Below are 16,284 nucleotides of genomic sequence, written 5' to 3' on the forward strand. Positions count from 1 at the left end.
TGTGCTCAACGCCCTTGCTCCTGCCGGTCGTAGGCCTGGTGTTCGCCGTACGGCTGGTCGTACGACTCGTCACTGTCCTGGTCGTAGGCCGCGAGCGCGTCGCGGGCCGCCTGGCGCGCGCTGTCCGCGAGCTGCGCCGGGGAGACGATCCGGCCGTCCCTGCCGAGCCGCAGCGCGAGGCGGCGCAGCGAGGCGGGCTCGGGGGTGCGCAGCGTGATCCGCAGGCCGCCGTCGGGCAGCTCGTCCGCGCTGTCGTGGGGGTAGTACTCGGCGACCCAGCGGCCGCCGGGCCCGACCTCGACGACGACCTCCGGGTCCTCGGCGGCGGGCTGGACGAGGCCTTCGGAGAGGTCGCGCAGCTCGACCTCGGGCGGCGCGGACGGCTCGTCGAGGATCTTGATCTCGGCGACGCGGTCGAGCCGGAAGGTGCGCCGCGCCTCGGAGCGGCGACACCATGCCTCTACGTACGTGTGTCCGACGCTCACCAGGCGGATCGGGTCGATCTCGCGCTCGGTGACCTCGTCGCGGGCGGGTGAGTAGTAGCGGATCCAGAGCCTGCGGCGCTCGGAGATCGCCCGGTCGACGTCGGCGAAGACGCCACCCTCGGACTCGAAGGTCACCGAGAGCCGGGCGCTGGCGCCCGCCGCCTCGCCCGCCGCCGTCTCCAGCTTGGCGGTGGCGCGCAGCAGCGCGAGGCGGTCGCTCTCGCGCAGGCCGGGCAGGGTGGCCACCGCGCGGGCCGCCACGAGCAGGGCGGTCGCCTCGTCGGCGGCGAGCCGCAGCGGGGCCGCCACGTCGTCGGGGTTGTGCCACCAGATGCGGTCGCCGTCGGTGTCGATGTCGAGCAGGTCACCGCCGCGGAAGCTGGTGCCGCACAGCGGCAGCACGTCGAGGTCGGAGATCAGCTCGTCCGGGGTGATGCCGAAGGCGCGGGCGACGTCCTCGACGTGGGCGCCGGGGCGCTCGCGCAGATAGGTCACCAGCGACAGCATCCGCCGCGTCTGGTCGATGGCGTTCGAGGCCATTGCTCTTCCGTCCCCCTCAGCCCTTGGCCACGGCACGCAGCCGGTCCACGACGTCGGCCCGCAGCTCGGCGGGCTCCAGGACCACCACGTCGGGCCCGAACTCCACCAGCCAGGCGTCGAGCCCGTGACCGTAGGGAATCTCCAACTCGTCCCAGCCGTCGCCCAGTTCCCGCACGCTGCCGGCCTTGGCCCGCAGCGGGTAGCCGGCTCCGCTGCGCAGCTTGATCCGGGCCGTGCGGTCGGCGCTCTCCCCCGCCCAGCTCGCGACGGTCTCCCGCACCGTGACGACGTCCGGGACGTCGGCGGTGTACTTCCCCGCGCGGGCGCGGACCTTGCCGGTGATCCGCGAGAGGCGGAAGACACGCTCGGCACCCCGGTCGCGGTCCCAGCCCGCGAGGTACCAGTGGCCGCGCCAGCACTCCAGCGCCCAGGGCTCGACGTGGCGCTGCTCGGGCCGTGCGGCGGTGGCCTTGCGGTAGTCGAAGACGACCGGGCGGCGGTCGCGGCAGGCCAGCATCAGCGGCTCGAAGGAGGCCTCGTGCGCGGGGATGCGGGGCTCCAGGGCGCTGTGCGCGCCGTAGGGGTCGGCGTCCTCGGGCAGACCCGCGGCGCGCAGCTTCTGCAGGGCGCCGCTGGCGGCTCCGGCGAGGCGGGCCTGCTGCCAGACCTTGGCGGCGAGGCCGAGGGCGGCGGCCTCCTCGGCGTCGATGGTGATGGGCGGCAGGCGGTTGCTGTCGCGCCGCGCGAGGTAGCCGACCTCGCCGTCGAGGTTCTCCACGGTCTCGATGACCAGGCCCAGCTCGCGCAGATCGTCCTTGTCGCGCTCGAACATCCGGTTGAAGGAGTCGTCGGACCCCGCGGCTCTGCCCCCCGGCCCGGAGGCCTCGACGTACGCCTCGATGGAATCGCGCAGCTCGCGCTTGCTGAGCGGCCGCCGGGTCCCGAGCAGGCACAGCGCCAGATTCATCAGCCGCTCGGCCTTGGCAATGGCCATCGACGCCCTTTCTCGGCTGTTCAGATTGTGCTTCCGACCGATGACCGTACCGCCCCGGGGTGTCCGGGCAAAAGCCGAGGGCCCATGCCGGACAGGCATGGACCCTCGGCGAAAGGATCAGGTCACAGACGTCCTCAGACGGAGACCAGGTCGCAGACGAAGATCAGCGTCTCGCCCGGGGCGATGCGGCCGCCACCGGCGCCGCGGTCGCCGTACGCGAGGTGCGCGGGGATGATCAGCTCGCGCCGGCCACCCACCTTCATGCCCTGCACGCCCTGGTCCCAGCCGGAGATGACCTGGCCGGCGCCCAGCTGGAACTCCAGCGGGTTGCCGCGGTTCCAGCTCGCGTCGAACTCCTCGCCCGTGCTGAAGGCGACGCCCACGTAGTGGACCTTGACGAAGTCGCCCGCCTTGGCGACCGCCCCTTCGCCCTCCCAGATGTCCCTGATCTGCAGCTCGGCCGGCGGCTCGCCACCCGGGAAGTCGACCTCGGGCTTCTCAATGCTCACGAATTGCTCCTGCTTGATACGGAAAGTCAGCACGGACAGTCTTACATCCCCCGGGACTCGGCCCCTGGGGAGGACCGGGGCTCAGCCCTTGGCGAGGATGTCCACGCTGAAGACGAGCGTGGCGCCCTTCTTGATGGAGCTGCCCTGGGGCGGCTGGTCACCGTAGCCCAGCTTCGGCGGGATGACGATGAGGACGCGGCTGCCGACCTTCTTGCCGGTCAGGCCCTGCCCCCAGCCCTTGACGACCTGCGCGAGCTGGAACTGGGCGAGCTGGCCGCCCTTGTACGAGGAGTCGAACTCCTTGCCGTCCGCCCACTGCACACCCTTGTACTGGCACAGGACGCTGTCGGTCTCCTTGATCTCCTCGCCGTCGCCCTCCAGGACGTACGTGGAGACGAGCTTGTCCGGCGCGTCGGTCTTCGGGATGTCGATCGAGGGGGCCTTGCCGTCGGTGTTGGTGCCGACCTTGGGCAGGTCCTTGTTGGACTGCGCGACTTCCCGGCCCTTCGACGAGCTCTTGCCGTTGAAGGTGCCCACGAGGTCGACGACGAACACGAGCGTGTCCGAGCCCTTGATGCCCGCCTGCTTGTTGCCCTCCTCGCCATACCCCATCTTCGGGGGGATGGCCAGCTCCACGCGGCTGCCGAGCTTCTTGCCGACGAGCGCCTGGTCCCAGCCCGGGATGACCCGGCCGACGCCGATCGGGAAGACCGTGGGGTTGCCGCGGTCGTAGGAGTTGTCGAAGACCTTCGCCGTCGCCCAGATCTGGCCGAGGTAGTCGGCCTGTAGATAGTCGCCCTTGACGACCTCCTTGCCCTTGCCCTCGATCAGGGTCTTGACCGCGAGGTCGGAGGACGCCTTGCCGGGGCCCTTGGCGACGGTCGGCTTCTGACCGAACTTGTCGCCCTTCGTGATCTCGGGCAGCGGCCCGGCCACGATCTTCGCGGTCGGCGCGGCCGACGGCGAGTTGGCGGGGCTGTCGCTGGGCTTGGCCTTGTCGGCCTTGTCGGCCTTGTCGTCACCACAGCCTGCCAGCGTGAGCAGGCCGGCCGGGACAGCAAGGAGGAGTGAGCGTCGGCGCACGGTGGGGGCCTCGTATCGGTCGATCTTGTGGGTTTGCGTGCGCGCAACTCTACGGCGTGAGAAGGGCGCCGCACGAGGAACGTACGGCGCCCGCGTTGCGTTCCCACAACGCCACCGGTTTCACCCGGGCCACATTTTCATCCGGTCAGATTCCCGTTCGTCCGGTCACATTCCGGCGATGAGCTTCTCCACCCGGTCGTCCACGGACCGGAAGGGGTCCTTGCACAACACGGTGCGCTGAGCCTGGTCGTTGAGCTTCAGGTGCACCCAGTCGACCGTGAAGTCACGGCGCTGCTCCTGGGCGCGCCGGATGAAGTCGCCGCGCAGCCGCGCCCTGGTGGTCTGCGGGGGCACCGACTTGCCCTCGAAGATCTTCAAGTCGTTGCAGATGCGGGCGGCTTGGCCCTTCCTCTCCAGGAGGTAGTAGAGGCCGCGACGGCGGTGGATGTCGTGGTACGCGAGGTCTATCTGGGCGACCCGCGGGTGCGACATGGTCATGTTGTTCTTCGCGCGGTAGCGCTCGATGAGCTTGTACTTCATGACCCAGTCGATCTCGGTGCCGATGCGGTCGAGGTCCTCGGACTCGATCGCGTCCAGCGTGCGGCCCCACAGTTCGAGCACCTGCTCGACCGTGCCGGTGCGGATGCCGCGGCGGTCGACGAAGTCCACCGCCTTCTCGTAGTACTCGCGCTGCACTTCGAGGGCGGAGGCCTCGCGGCCACTGGCCAGGCGCACCTTGCGGCGGCCCGTGATGTCGTGGCTCACCTCGCGGATGGCCCGGATCGGGTTCTCCAGGGTGAGGTCACGCATGACCGTGCCCGCCTCGATCATGCGCAGCACGAGGTCGGTGGCGCCGACCTTCAGGAGCATGGTCGTCTCGGACATGTTCGAGTCGCCGACGATGACGTGGAGCCTGCGGTAGCGCTCGGCGTCCGCGTGCGGCTCGTCGCGGGTGTTGATGATCGGCCGGGAGCGGGTGGTCGCGGACGACACCCCTTCCCAGATGTGCTCGGCGCGCTGACTGACGCAGTACACGGCGCCGCGCGGAGTCTGGAGCACCTTGCCGGCGCCGCACAGCAGCTGCCGGGTGACCAGGAACGGGATGAGGATGTCCGCGAGCCGCGAGAACTCTCCATGACGGGCCACCAGGTAGTTCTCGTGGCAGCCGTAGGAGTTTCCCGCCGAGTCGGTGTTGTTCTTGAAGAGATAGACGTCGCCCGCGATTCCCTCCTCGTGCAGGCGGCGTTCGGCGTCGACGAGCAGGCCTTCCAGAATGCGCTCGCCTGCTTTGTCGTGGGTGACCAGCTCGGTCACGTTGTCACATTCGGGTGTGGCGTATTCCGGATGTGACCCCACGTCAAGATAGAGGCGGGCGCCGTTCCGCAGAAAGACGTTGCTGCTGCGGCCCCATGACACAACACGGCGGAAGAGGTAGCGCGCCACCTCGTCAGGCGACAGGCGGCGCTGTCCCCTGAACGTGCACGTGACGCCGTACTCGTTCTCCAGCCCGAAAATGCGGCGGTCCATGACTGAACATTACGCCTGATGCCCGGCACTGAAACCGGGTTCGACGGCACCGTTTCGATCATTTTCCGATGAACCCGCAACGACCCCGTATTCACGGACCGGCACCAATACCCGCGCCGTGGCCAGCAAAACCACCAGCGCGGCCGCTCCCGCGAGTCCCGGCACGGCGAACCCCCACACCGTCCCGCCCCACTCGACGACGGGCCCGGTGGCGGCGGTGCCGAGCGAGGCCCCGACCGTGAACGTCGTCACGAGCCAGGAGAACGCCTCGGTGACCGTGCCGCGCGGCGCGTGCCGGTCCACGATGATGAACGCACAAGCCAGCGCCGGTGCCAGGAAGACCCCCGCGAGAGCGGTGAGCGCCGTCATGGCGAGCGCGCCCGGCACCAGCGTCAACGGCACGTAGCAGACCGCCAGCAGGGCCACCAGGACCGTCAGCCGCCGCTCCGGCACGCCACGCCATTGCCGCGCCCCGTACACGGATCCGCCGGCCAGCGCGCCGAGCCCGAGCGCCGCCATCATCCAGCCGTACACCGCGTCGCCGCCGTGCCCGTCCGCGTACGACACACCGGCCACGGTGATCGAGCCGAGAGCCATACCGATGAAGAGGAACGCGCCGAGGAGCGCGAGGAGGCCGGGTGAGCGCAGGGCTCCGAGCCAGTGCGCCTCCCTCGGCGCCGAGCGCCACGCGCGTGAGGGCTGGGACAGCACTACGGAGAGCGCGCCGAGCACGCCGACCGCGTTCACGACGAGCAGCGCGGCCTGCTCCGACCAGAGGGCCACGCAGCCCGTGACGAGCAGCGGCCCGACGGTGAACATCACTTCCTGGGCGACGGCGTCCATGGCGTACGCCGCGTGGACCTGCTCCTCCTTGCCGAGGACGCTCGGCCACAGCGCCCGCAGGCCGCCCTCCAGCGGCGGTGTGAACAGGCCGGCGGCCCCCACCGTGACGTAGGCGAGGGCCAGCCGGTCGGGCCCGGTGAAGGCGAAGGCCGCCATGGCGAGCGCGGAGAGCAGGGCCGCGGGCAGCTGCACGCGCGGCTGGCCGTGCAGATCGACGAGGCGTCCGAGCAGCGGCTGCCCCACCGCGTTGGCCACGCCGTACACCGCGGCGAGCGCGCCCGCCAGGCTGTAGGTGCCGCCCTCGGCCCGGATGAACAGCACGATGGCGATCGCGGCGGTGGCGTTGGGCAGCCGGCCCACCAGCGTCCCGGCCAGCAGCCGGGTCGCGTACCGCGTCCGGAGTATCTCCGCGTATCCCGCAGCCATGCACTACCGCCCCTCCCCCGCACCACCACGGCCGGGGTTTTACGTATAACGTCCGGAGTCATACGTACCATGAGCGCTGTCAGCTGTCCACGTGGGGCACCGCGATCCCACCCCGCCCCGCGGGCACCACCAGGGAGGCAACAGTGGCCGGGCCACAGCACGAAGCCGGGACCCCACGCCCCACGAGCCGCGACGTCGCACGCGCCGCCGGCGTCTCCCAGGCCACCGTCTCCCTCGTCCTCGGCGACAAATGGCGAGGCAGGGTCGCCGAGCCCACAGCCGAGCGCGTACGCACCGCCGCCCGACAGCTCGGCTACCGCCCCAACCTCGCCGCCCGCAACCTGCGCCTCGGCAGGACAAGGACGGCACTCCTCGTCGTCCCCGCCCTCACCAACGAGTTCTTCGCGCACGTCCACACCGGAGCCGCCCGCGTCGCCGCCCGACACGGCTTCGGCGTCCTCCTCTACCCCTCCCCCGAGGGCCCCGGCCCCGCCCGCGACCCCTTCGACTCGGCACGCGCGTCCCTGGACGGCGTCCTCGCCTCCTCCATGGCCTCACAAGTCCTCGCCACCATCCGAGGCGACGACCTGCCCCTCGTCATGCTCGACAGCGACCCCGCCCGCAGCCTGGGCGCCGCCACCGTCAACCTCGACCTGGCCGACGGCATGCGCCAAGTGACGGAACATCTGCTCGCCCTCGGCCACCGCCGCTTCCTGCACCTCGCGGCGGCCGTCGACTCCTGGACCTTCGACGTACGCGCCGGCGCCCTCGCCGCGGCCCTGCACGGCACGGACACGGCCGTACGCCGCATCACCGCCCCCCTGACCGTCGCCGCCGCCCGCACCGCCGCAGAGGCCGCCCTGGCCACTCCCGGCCCCCGGCCCACGGCGGTCATCTGTGACGACGACTTCCTCGCGGCAGGGGTCTGCAAGGCCGCGCGGCGGCTCGGGCTGCGCGTCCCCGAAGACCTCTCGGTGACCGGCTTCGACGACCTGACCCTCGCGACCGCCGTCGAGCCGGAGCTGACCACGGTGCGCCTGCCCGCCGAGCGCTTCGGCGAGCGCGGCATGGAAGCCCTGGTCGCCGTCGTCGAGGGCCGAACCCCCGAGGCGGCCCCGCTCCCCGTCGAACTCGCCGTCCGCGACTCGACGGGCCCCGCCCGCTAGGACGCCCCGCCCCGACCCGCGCACGCGAACGCCCCGCGCCCCGGCCGACCGACCGGGACACGGGGCGCACACCGCGCTGCGGACTACTCGACGTCACCGCCGGACCGCGGCGCGGGGCCGCTGCCTTCGTCCGTGTCACTGGCCGCGTCCGTCGCGCCGCCCTCGTCGAGCAGCCGCGACAGCTGACGGCCCACGATCCGCTTGAACTTCCGCTGCTGGGGCCGCGTCCGGTCCAGCACCGCCACTTCCAGCCGCTCGGCGGGGATCTCCCGCTCAGTGCCGTTCGTGTCGCGGGAGAGCGCGCGCACAGCCAGCTTGAGAGCCTCCGCGAGCGTCATGTTGTCGTTGTGGTGCTGGTCGAGGTAGGTGCTGATCTGCTCGGCGTTGCCGCCCACGGCGAGCGAACCGTGCTCGTCGACGATCGATCCGTCGTGCGGAAGGCGGTAGATCTGGTCACCCTCGCGCGTGGCCCCCACCTCGGCGACCACCAGCTCCACCTCGTACGGCTTCTCGGCCGCACTGGAGAAGATCGTGCCCAGTGTCTGCGCGTACACGTTCGCCAGGCCACGGGCCGTCACATCGTCGCGGTCGTAGGTGTAGCCGCGAAGGTCGGCGTAGCGGACGCCGCCGATCCTCAGGTTCTCGTACTCGTTGTACTTGCCGGCGGCCGCGAAACCGATCCGGTCATAGATCTCGCTGAACTTGTGCAGCGCACGGGACGGGTTCTCGCCGACGAACACGATGCCGTCGGCATACTGCAATACGACCAGACTGCGGCCGCGCGCGATGCCCTTGCGGGCGTATTCCGCCCGGTCGGCCATCTGCTGCTGGGGTGATACGTAGAACGGCGTCGACACCGGATCCGTCCCTTTCTGTCAAAAAACTTCAGTCAGTGGCGAATTCGGAGCGATCAGAGCAGAGCGGCACGCGGGCCGTCCGGCTGCTCCAGCCGCTTCTCCAGGATCGAACGCGCGATCGCGGAGGACTCCTCCTCCGTCAGCCGCCGGAAGCCCTCGTCCGAGATGACGGTGACGATGGGATAGATCCGGCGCGCCACATCGGGACCGCCCGTCGCCGAGTCGTCGTCGGCGGCGTCGTACAGCGCCTGGATCACCAGCGTCGTCGCCTGCTCCTCGGTCAGACCGTCGTGGTAGAGCTTCTTCATCGCACCACGCGCGAAGACCGAACCGGAGCCGGTCGCCGCGAATCCGTGCTCCTCGGAGCGGCCGCCCGTGACGTCGTAACTGAAGATGCGCCCCTTCTCGCGGTCCACGTCGTACCCCGCGAAGAGCGGCACCACGGCGAGGCCCTGCATGGCCATGCCGAGGTTGCTGCGGATCATCGTGGACAGACGGTTCGCCTTGCCCTCCAGGGAGAGCGTGGCACCCTCGACCTTCTCGAAGTGCTCGAGTTCCAACTGGAAGAGCTTCACCATCTCCACGGCCAGACCCGCCGTACCGGCGATGCCCACCGCCGAGTACTCGTCGGCGGGGAAGACCTTCTCGATGTCCCGCTGCGCGATGACGTTCCCCATCGTCGCCCGCCGGTCACCGGCGAGCACCACGCCGCCGGGGAACGTCACGGCCACGATGGTCGTGCCGTGCGGGGCCTCGATCACGCCCTGCGTGGGCGGCAGTTGGCGGTTGCCCGGCAGGATCTCGGGCTGATGCTCGGACAGGAAGTCCATGAAGGACGACGAGCCAGGCGTCAGGAAGGCAGCTGGTAGACGCCCGGTGCTACGAGTGTTGGCTTCCACGCGGTTCCTTCCACATATGCGGCCGCACGCCGTATGGCATCCGGCCGATCCTTGAACTGCCCCAGCGCCGCGTTGCAGCTGAAGCACAATACGCCTCGGACTTTACCCGTCTCGTGGCAGTGATCCACATGCTCCGCCGGAGCAGCCAGACAGATGCAGCACACACCATGCTGAGAAGCGATCAGCTTCTCCAACTCCGCTGGAGACAGGCCGTACTTGCGCTGGAAATAACTGACCCGATTGCGCTCCGCCCGGCACTCCCGGCAGTAGCTGGACCAGCCATCGGATGAGGACTTGTTCCGCTCCCAGTCGGAATGCGGCTTCACTTCGCAGCACTGGGGACAGCGCTTGTGCCCTCGCGCGACGGGCACTTTGACGCGCACCGCTTTCCCTTTGGCCTCCTGACGCTGCCGGTAGTACTCGGCAGAGCACTCCCGGCAGTACGCCTGGAGACCGTCACGCATGGACTTGTTCCCCGCGAACGCACTCCGCTCCAGAACCTGCTGGCACCGCGAGCATTTCTTGTTCAGCACGTTCACATCCCTGAACTACTGTCCACCCTTCTGAACGAACGACCTCACGAAATCCTCGGCGTTCTCTTCCAAGACATCGTCGATCTCGTCCAGAACGGAGTCCACATCGTCGCTCAGCTTCTCCTGGCGCTCCTTGAGGTCCTCCGAAGCCTGCGCGTCCTGCGCCTGCTCCTCGGTCTCCTCGGTGGAACGCGTCGCCTTCTGCTGCCCGCCGCCGGTGTCCTTGGTCGCCATCTACCTCACCCCGCTCGCTCGGTTAGACGTTCTTGATCAGACCCTACAAGCCGGGTCCGGCATCGGCCCCGCACTTCGTTCAACGTGCGGGACCCACCTCTGTGATTCCCCCGCCGGTGACCTTTCAGCCGCCGGAGAGCACCCGAACCAGTTCCTCTGCCGAGCGGCAGCGGTCCAGGAGTTCCTTGACGTGGTTCCTGGTGCCGCGCAGGGGCTCCAGGGTCGGTACTCGTTGCAGAGAGTCACGGCCCGGCAGGTCGAAGATGACCGAGTCCCAGGAGGCCGCGGCCACGTCGTCCGCGTACTGCTCCAGGCAGCGGCCGCGGAAGTACGCCCGGGTGTCCTCGGGAGGCTTGGTGGTGGCCCGCTCCACGTCCGCCTCGTCCAGGAGCCGCTTCATCTTGCCCCGCGCCACCAGACGGTTGTACAGCCCCTTCTCGGCCCGTACGTCGGCGTACTGGAGGTCGACCAGGTGGAGCCGCGCGGCGTCCCAGTCGAGGCTGTCGCGGCGGCGGTAGCCCTCCATCAGCTCCCGCTTGGCGACCCAGTCGAGCTCTCCGGAGAGGCTCATCGGGTCGCTCTCCAGGCGGCCGAGCACGTCCTCCCAGCGGGCGAGGACGTCCTTGGTCTGCTCGTCGGCGTCGGAGCCGTAGCGCTCCTCGACGTACTTGCGGGCCAGCTCGAAGTACTCCATCTGAAGCTGGACGGCCGTGAGTGATCGACCACTACGGAGAGTGACCAGATGCTGGAGCGTCGGGTCGTGGGAGACCTGGTGCAGCGTGCGCACGGGCTGGTCCACGGCGAGATCCACGGCGATGAAGCCGTCCTCGATCATGGCGAGAACGAGCGAGGTCGTGCCCAGCTTCAGATAGGTGGAGATCTCCGAGAGGTTCGCGTCGCCGATGATGACGTGCAGCCTGCGGTACTTCTCCGCGTCCGAGTGCGGCTCGTCCCGGGTGTTGATGATCGGCCGCTTCAGGGTCGTCTCCAGGCCCACCTCGACCTCGAAGTAGTCCGCCCGCTGGCTGAGCTGGAAGCCGTGTTCGTGGCCGTCCTGGCCGATGCCGACGCGGCCCGCGCCGGTGACGACCTGGCGGGAGACGAAGAAGGGCGTGAGGTGGCGCACGATGTCCGAGAAGGGGGTCTCCCGCTTCATCAGGTAGTTCTCGTGCGTGCCGTACGAGGCGCCCTTGTTGTCGGTGTTGTTCTTGTACAGGTGGATCGGCTGGGCCCCGGGGAGCTGCGCCGCGCGGTCCGCGGCCTCGGCCATGATGCGCTCGCCGGCCTTGTCCCACAGGACGGCGTCCAGGGGGTTGGTGATCTCCGGTGAGCTGTATTCGGGGTGCGCGTGGTCGACGTAGAGCCGTGCGCCGTTGGTGAGGATGACGTTGGCGAGGCCGATGTCCTCGTCGGTCAGCTGGCTGGAGTCGGCGGCCTCGCGGGCGAGGTCGAATCCCCGCGCGTCCCGCAGCGGGTTCTCCTCCTCGAAGTCCCAGCGGGCGCGTCGCGCCCGGTGCATCGCCGCGGCATAGGCGTTGACGATCTGGGACGAGGTGAGCATGGCATTGGCGTTCGGGTGGCCGGGGACGGAGATGCCGTACTCCGTCTCGATGCCCATTACTCGCCGTACGGTCATGCGGCCCTCCTTGCCCGGCGGCGCTCCCCTTCGGGAACGGCGCTCAAGTACCGCTGGTTCTCCGGTGCGTGTGCGGTGCCCGTCCCCGCACTGCGCGACTCGGCGGTACCGAAGAGCCTAGAACGCCTTTGCGCTGGTGGGGAGATCATTGCCTTCATTGAAAAGCAGACGGCTGCGGGTACCCGTGAAGGACACCCGCAGCCGCCCTGTGTTCTACAGGTACTGACCGGTGTTGGCCACCGTGTCGATGGAGCGTCCGGTGTCCGCGCCCTGCTTTCCGGTGACGAGCGTGCGGATGTATACGATCCGCTCGCCCTTCTTACCGGAGATCCGGGCCCAGTCGTCCGGGTTGGTGGTGTTGGGCAGGTCCTCGTTCTCCTTGAACTCGTCGATGCAAGCCTGGAGGAGGTGGGAGACCCTGATGCCCTTCTGGTTCGCTTCGAGGAAGGCCTTGATGGCCATCTTCTTGGCACGGCCCACGATGTTCTCGATCATGGCGCCGGAGTTGAAGTCCTTGAAGTAGAGGACTTCCTTGTCGCCGTTGGCGTACGTCACTTCGAGGAAGCGGTTCTCCTCGGACTCGGCGTACATCTGCTCGACGACGGACTGGATCATGCCCTGGACCGTGGTGCGCCGGTCCGCGCTGTGCTCGGCCAGGTCGTCGGCGTGCAGGGGAAGCCGTTCGGTGAGGTACTTGGCGAAGATGTCCTTCGCCGCCTCGGCGTCCGGGCGCTCGATCTTGATCTTCACGTCGAGGCGTCCGGGCCGCAGGATCGCGGGGTCGATCATGTCCTCGCGGTTGGAGGCGCCGATGACGATGACGTTCTCCAGGCCTTCCACGCCGTCGATCTCGGCGAGCAGCTGGGGGACGATGGTGTTCTCCACGTCCGAGCTGACACCGGATCCGCGGGTGCGGAAGAGGGATTCCATCTCGTCGAAGAAGACGATGACGGGGGTGCCCTCGCTCGCCTTCTCCCGCGCACGCTGGAAGACCAGGCGGATGTGGCGCTCGGTCTCGCCGACGTACTTGTTGAGCAGCTCCGGACCCTTGATGTTGAGGAAGTAGCTCTTCCCCGCGGGCTGTCCGGTGACCTCGGCGACCTTCTTGGCAAGGGAGTTGGCGACGGCTTTGGCGATCAGTGTCTTGCCGCAGCCGGGCGGGCCGTACAGCAGCACGCCCTTGGGCGGCCGCAGTTCGTGCTCCTTGAAGAGGTCGGGGTAGAGGTACGGAAGCTCGACGGCGTCCCGGATCATCTCGATCTGGCCGCCGAGGCCGCCGATCTTCTCGTAGCTGATGTCGGGGACTTCTTCGAGGACGAGTTCCTCGACCTCGCTCTTCGGTACGACCTCGTAGACGTAGCCGGAGCGGGGTTCGAGCAGGAGGGCGTCGCCGGGGCGGATGGTGACGTCGAGGAGTGGTTCGGCGAGCCGCACCACCCGTTCTTCGTCGGTGTGCCCGACCACCAGGGCTCGGTCGCCGTCCTCGAGGATCTCCTTGAGGGTGACGATGTCGCCGACGCTCTCGTACTCCATGGCCTCGACCACGTTGAGCGCTTCGTTGAGCATTACTTCCTGGCCGCGCTTGAGCTCTTCCAGCTCCACGCTGGGGCTGACGTTCACCCGGAGCTTGCGGCCCCCGGTGAAGATGTCCGCCGTGCCGTCCTCGTTCGCCACGAGGAAGACGCCGAAGCCGGCCGGCGGCTGTGCGAGCCGGTCGACTTCCTCCTTGAGGGCCACGATCTGGTCGCGGGCCTCACGGAGCGTGTTGGCGAGCCGCTCGTTCTGCGCGGACACGCCGGCCAGGTTGGTCTGCAGCTCGACGATCCGCTCTTCGAGAATTCTCGTATGACGCGGAGAGTCGGCGAGCTTGCGTCGCAGGACGGCGATTTCCTGCTCGAGATAGGCAACCTGACCGGCAGGGTCTTCAGACCCTCGTCCCGGCCGGATGCCGCGGTTGATGTCGTCGTCGTGGGCTGCCACGGTCCTCACCTCCTCCAAGGGGAGCTGGACGCTTCCAGACCCTACCTGGGTGGGTGTCGATTGAAACCCCTAGATCACAAAGACGAGGGGGTGTGTCCGATCTTCACCCTTGCGCTTCCCCTCACGCCAGGTGAATACCCACCCAACAACATCGGAAAGCGGGCGGTTGTATCGTCGAAGTGTTCAACACCCGTCAGAGCTGGCCCGACTTACTCCACACCGGCCGGCTCGACGCAGCGACCGGCAGGAGAGATGACCGTGCGGCACGACGCCGAGACCGGCAGTGAGGGCGATCTGCTGGAGGTCTGGATCGACCAGGACCTCTGCACCGGAGACGGCATCTGCGCGCAGTACGCGCCCGAGGTCTTCGAGCTGGACATCGACGGTCTGGCTTATGTGAAGAGCGGCGACGACGAGTTGCTCCAGACCCCGGGGGCCACGACGCCCGTGCCGCTGCCGCTGCTGCGGGACGTCGCGGACTCCGCGAAGGAGTGCCCGGGCGACTGCATCCACGTGCGGCGAGTTTCGGACAGGGTCGAGGTGTACGGCCCGGACGCGGAGTGATCCGGCTCCCGCCGTCGCGTCACACGCTGTGCGCCTCGGCGGGGGCCGTCCGCGCGAACGCGCCGTCCTTCCATCGCCACTTGGCCGCGTCCTTGCGGTCGGGGCAGCAGCGGGGGACGTCCAGCGAGGAGTAGCCGAGCAGGGTCGCGGTGATCGCACCGTCACGCACGGCGAAGTCCGTCACGTTCATCCGGTCCTTCGGGTCGACGAGGGTGGCCACCACGCGGGGCTCGCCCGCCTTGGGGCGGGTGATCACATAGACGCCGTCGGGCGGGGTGCCCGAGCCGGCCCGGCAGTGCACGACGGCGACGGTCTCGGCCCTGCCGTCCCCGTCGAGGTCGCCGGTGGCCTTCTTCTTCACGACGGACTTCACGGGGCCGCAGTCGAGGGGGAAGTCCACGGAGGCGGGGTCGGGGGCGGGGGCCGGTGCGGGCGCGCCCGCCGCTGCCCTGGTGTGCGCCTCGGGCCCTGACTGGGCGGCGGTCGCGGGGTCGGGCTGCAGGAAGGCGGAGCCCGCGACGACGGCGGCCAGCGCGGCGGCGGTGGCCAGCCAGTGGACGGGGCGGGTGGTGGTGTGTGCCAGGTCCGGGACGGCGGGGTGCTGCACGAGGAAGTGTCTCCTGTGAGGGCTGTGCCGGTGGGATGGCCAGCATCGTGCCATACGTCACAGTGAGGTGGAACACCGGGGTCCGGGGGTACTCGTCGAACTTTTGGTACGCGGCTTACGCGGCTGGTGTCCTGCCAACGAAACGGCGCCGCCGCGGAGTTCCCCGGTCGGTCGGGGAACTCCGCGGCGGCGCCTGCTCATTGGACGGGGCTCGCCGCGCGGGTCAGCGCGGGGTGCCGCCGTCGGCGTTGGGTCCGGCGTAGTCCTCGCCGTAGGCGCCCTTGGCGGGGCGGCGACGGCGCATGGGGGGCTCCACGCCGTCCGCGAGGCGGCGGGCGGTGAGCAGGAATCCGGTGTGCCCGATCATGCGGTGGTCGGGGCGGACGGCCAGGCCCTCGATGTGCCAGTTGCGGATCATCGATTCCCAGGCGGTCGGCTCGTTGAAGCCGCCGATCTCGCGGATGGACTCGACGGTCCTGGCGAGCTGGGTGGTGGTCGCCACGTAGCAGCAGAGGATGCCGCCGGGGACGAGCGCCTTGGAGACGGCCTCCAGACACTCCCAGGGGGCGAGCATGTCGAGGATGACACGGTCGATCTCGGTGTCGCTGAGGTTGTCCTGGAGGTCGCCGACGGTGAGCTGCCAGGCGGGGTGGGGGCCGCCGAAGTAGCGCTCCACGTTCTGCTGGGCGATCTCGGCGAAGTCCTCGCGGCGCTCGTAGGAGTGCAGCATCCCCTGGTCGCCGATGGCGCGCAGCAGGAAGCTGCTGAGCGAGCCGGAGCCCACGCCCGCCTCGACGACGCGCGCGCCGGGGAAGATGTCGGCGAAGGCCAGGATCTGCCCCGCGTCCTTGGGGTAGACCACGGCGGCGCCGCGGGGCATGGACAGGACGTAGTCGGGGAGCAGGGGGCGCAGCGCCAGGTAGGCGACGTTTCCCGTGGTTCGGACAACACTGCCCTCGGGAGCGCCGATCAGCTCGTCGTGGGGGAAGGAACCCTTGTGGGTGTGGAAATTCTTCCCGGCTTCGAGCGTGAACGTGTAGTGGCGTCCCTTGGGGTCGGTGAGCTGGACCTGGTCCCCGACCTTGAAGGGCCCGCGACGGCGGGCGGCACCGGTCGGTTCGGACATGTGACCAGCCTACCGGCCGCGGCGGGACCCTCGGACCACGGCTCGGTGAGCGGGACGGGGGCGTTCGTTCCCGGCCGGCCAGCGGACGTGAAGTCCGACACACACCTGCCCAGCCGGTCGCGACCGCGCACGCGACGGCGCATGTCATGGCGAATGTCGGGTGAGAGAGCACAGAAGAGGCTGATGCGGCGAGGCTGTGGCGGCACTTCCGCCAATGGGACACATCAGGCCACTCGCCTCGGCATGCTGGGGTGACGCGACGCCGGGGAGGTGTC

The 16,284-nt window shown here is 69.3% G+C and carries 16 protein-coding genes; 2 read left to right on the top strand and 14 right to left on the bottom strand.

From position 1 onward, the window contains the following. Positions 1–5: 5 nt before the first annotated feature. The 6 genes from CP975_RS06305 to CP975_RS06330 all read right to left on the bottom strand — a co-directional run bounded on the left by CP975_RS06305 (position 6) and on the right by CP975_RS06330 (position 6,407). A complete protein-coding gene (locus CP975_RS06305; protein ID WP_055534843.1) occupies positions 6–1,025 on the bottom strand; it encodes a helix-turn-helix transcriptional regulator in 1,020 nt (339 codons plus the stop codon). Between the two features lie 16 nt (positions 1,026–1,041). Next, positions 1,042–2,019: a helix-turn-helix transcriptional regulator gene (locus CP975_RS06310; RefSeq protein ID WP_055534841.1), complete on the bottom strand. Its 978-nt coding sequence runs from the start codon at positions 2,017–2,019 to the stop codon at positions 1,042–1,044. Between the two features lie 134 nt (positions 2,020–2,153). Further along, positions 2,154–2,528: an FKBP-type peptidyl-prolyl cis-trans isomerase gene (locus CP975_RS06315; RefSeq protein WP_055534853.1), complete on the bottom strand. Its 375-nt coding sequence runs from the start codon at positions 2,526–2,528 to the stop codon at positions 2,154–2,156. 81 nt (positions 2,529–2,609) lie between these two features. Further along, positions 2,610–3,611: an FKBP-type peptidyl-prolyl cis-trans isomerase gene (locus CP975_RS06320; protein WP_055534839.1), complete on the bottom strand. Its 1,002-nt coding sequence runs from the start codon at positions 3,609–3,611 to the stop codon at positions 2,610–2,612. A gap of 165 nt (positions 3,612–3,776) precedes the next feature. Then, positions 3,777–5,138 carry a Pup--protein ligase gene (gene pafA, locus CP975_RS06325; RefSeq protein ID WP_030782913.1) on the bottom strand — a complete coding sequence of 454 codons (1,362 nt, stop codon included), beginning with the start codon at positions 5,136–5,138 and terminating at the stop codon, positions 3,777–3,779. Positions 5,139–5,147: 9 nt separating this feature from the next. Beyond that, positions 5,148–6,407: an MFS transporter gene (locus tag CP975_RS06330; protein WP_055534837.1), complete on the bottom strand. Its 1,260-nt coding sequence runs from the start codon at positions 6,405–6,407 to the stop codon at positions 5,148–5,150. Positions 6,408–6,550: 143 nt separating this feature from the next. Between CP975_RS06330 and CP975_RS06335 the strand changes: the two genes are divergently transcribed. Next, complete coding sequence (locus tag CP975_RS06335; RefSeq protein WP_150476650.1) at positions 6,551–7,573, top strand: LacI family DNA-binding transcriptional regulator; 1,023 nt, start codon at positions 6,551–6,553, stop codon at positions 7,571–7,573. Between the two features lie 83 nt (positions 7,574–7,656). Here CP975_RS06335 and prcA read toward each other — a convergent pair whose 3' ends face one another. The 6 genes from prcA to arc all read right to left on the bottom strand — a co-directional run bounded on the left by prcA (position 7,657) and on the right by arc (position 13,712). Further along, a complete protein-coding gene (prcA, locus tag CP975_RS06340; RefSeq protein WP_055535669.1) occupies positions 7,657–8,430 on the bottom strand; it encodes a proteasome subunit alpha in 774 nt (257 codons plus the stop codon). Positions 8,431–8,483: 53 nt separating this feature from the next. Further along, complete coding sequence (gene prcB / locus CP975_RS06345) at positions 8,484–9,329, bottom strand: proteasome subunit beta (protein ID WP_055535667.1); 846 nt, start codon at positions 9,327–9,329, stop codon at positions 8,484–8,486. After that, a complete protein-coding gene (locus CP975_RS06350) occupies positions 9,281–9,793 on the bottom strand; it encodes an endonuclease VII domain-containing protein (protein ID WP_150477804.1) in 513 nt (170 codons plus the stop codon). The genes prcB and CP975_RS06350 overlap by 49 nt, the downstream gene beginning before the upstream one ends. A gap of 84 nt (positions 9,794–9,877) precedes the next feature. Then, complete coding sequence (locus CP975_RS06355; RefSeq protein WP_030782898.1) at positions 9,878–10,096, bottom strand: ubiquitin-like protein Pup; 219 nt, start codon at positions 10,094–10,096, stop codon at positions 9,878–9,880. A 124-nt stretch (positions 10,097–10,220) separates the two neighbouring features. Next, positions 10,221–11,732, bottom strand: a complete 1,512-nt coding sequence (gene dop, locus CP975_RS06360; RefSeq protein WP_125511703.1) for a depupylase/deamidase Dop — start codon at positions 11,730–11,732, stop codon at positions 10,221–10,223. Between the two features lie 213 nt (positions 11,733–11,945). Beyond that, the gene (gene arc / locus CP975_RS06365) at positions 11,946–13,712 is read right to left on the bottom strand and encodes a proteasome ATPase (protein ID WP_030782890.1); all 1,767 of its coding nucleotides are present in this window, start codon (positions 13,710–13,712) and stop codon (positions 11,946–11,948) included. A gap of 252 nt (positions 13,713–13,964) precedes the next feature. On the opposite strand from arc, the gene CP975_RS06375 reads away from it, so the two are divergent. After that, positions 13,965–14,276: a ferredoxin gene (locus tag CP975_RS06375; RefSeq protein WP_055535663.1), complete on the top strand. Its 312-nt coding sequence runs from the start codon at positions 13,965–13,967 to the stop codon at positions 14,274–14,276. A gap of 19 nt (positions 14,277–14,295) precedes the next feature. Here CP975_RS06375 and CP975_RS06380 read toward each other — a convergent pair whose 3' ends face one another. Continuing rightward, a complete protein-coding gene (locus CP975_RS06380) occupies positions 14,296–14,883 on the bottom strand; it encodes a hypothetical protein (protein WP_150476651.1) in 588 nt (195 codons plus the stop codon). Between the two features lie 223 nt (positions 14,884–15,106). Beyond that, the gene (locus CP975_RS06385; RefSeq protein ID WP_055534523.1) at positions 15,107–16,009 is read right to left on the bottom strand and encodes a tRNA (adenine-N1)-methyltransferase; all 903 of its coding nucleotides are present in this window, start codon (positions 16,007–16,009) and stop codon (positions 15,107–15,109) included. Between the last annotated feature and the right edge of the window lie 275 nt (positions 16,010–16,284).

Origin of the sequence: Streptomyces alboniger (assembly GCF_008704395.1) — a bacterium.
Lineage (GTDB): Bacteria > Actinomycetota > Actinomycetes > Streptomycetales > Streptomycetaceae > Streptomyces > Streptomyces alboniger.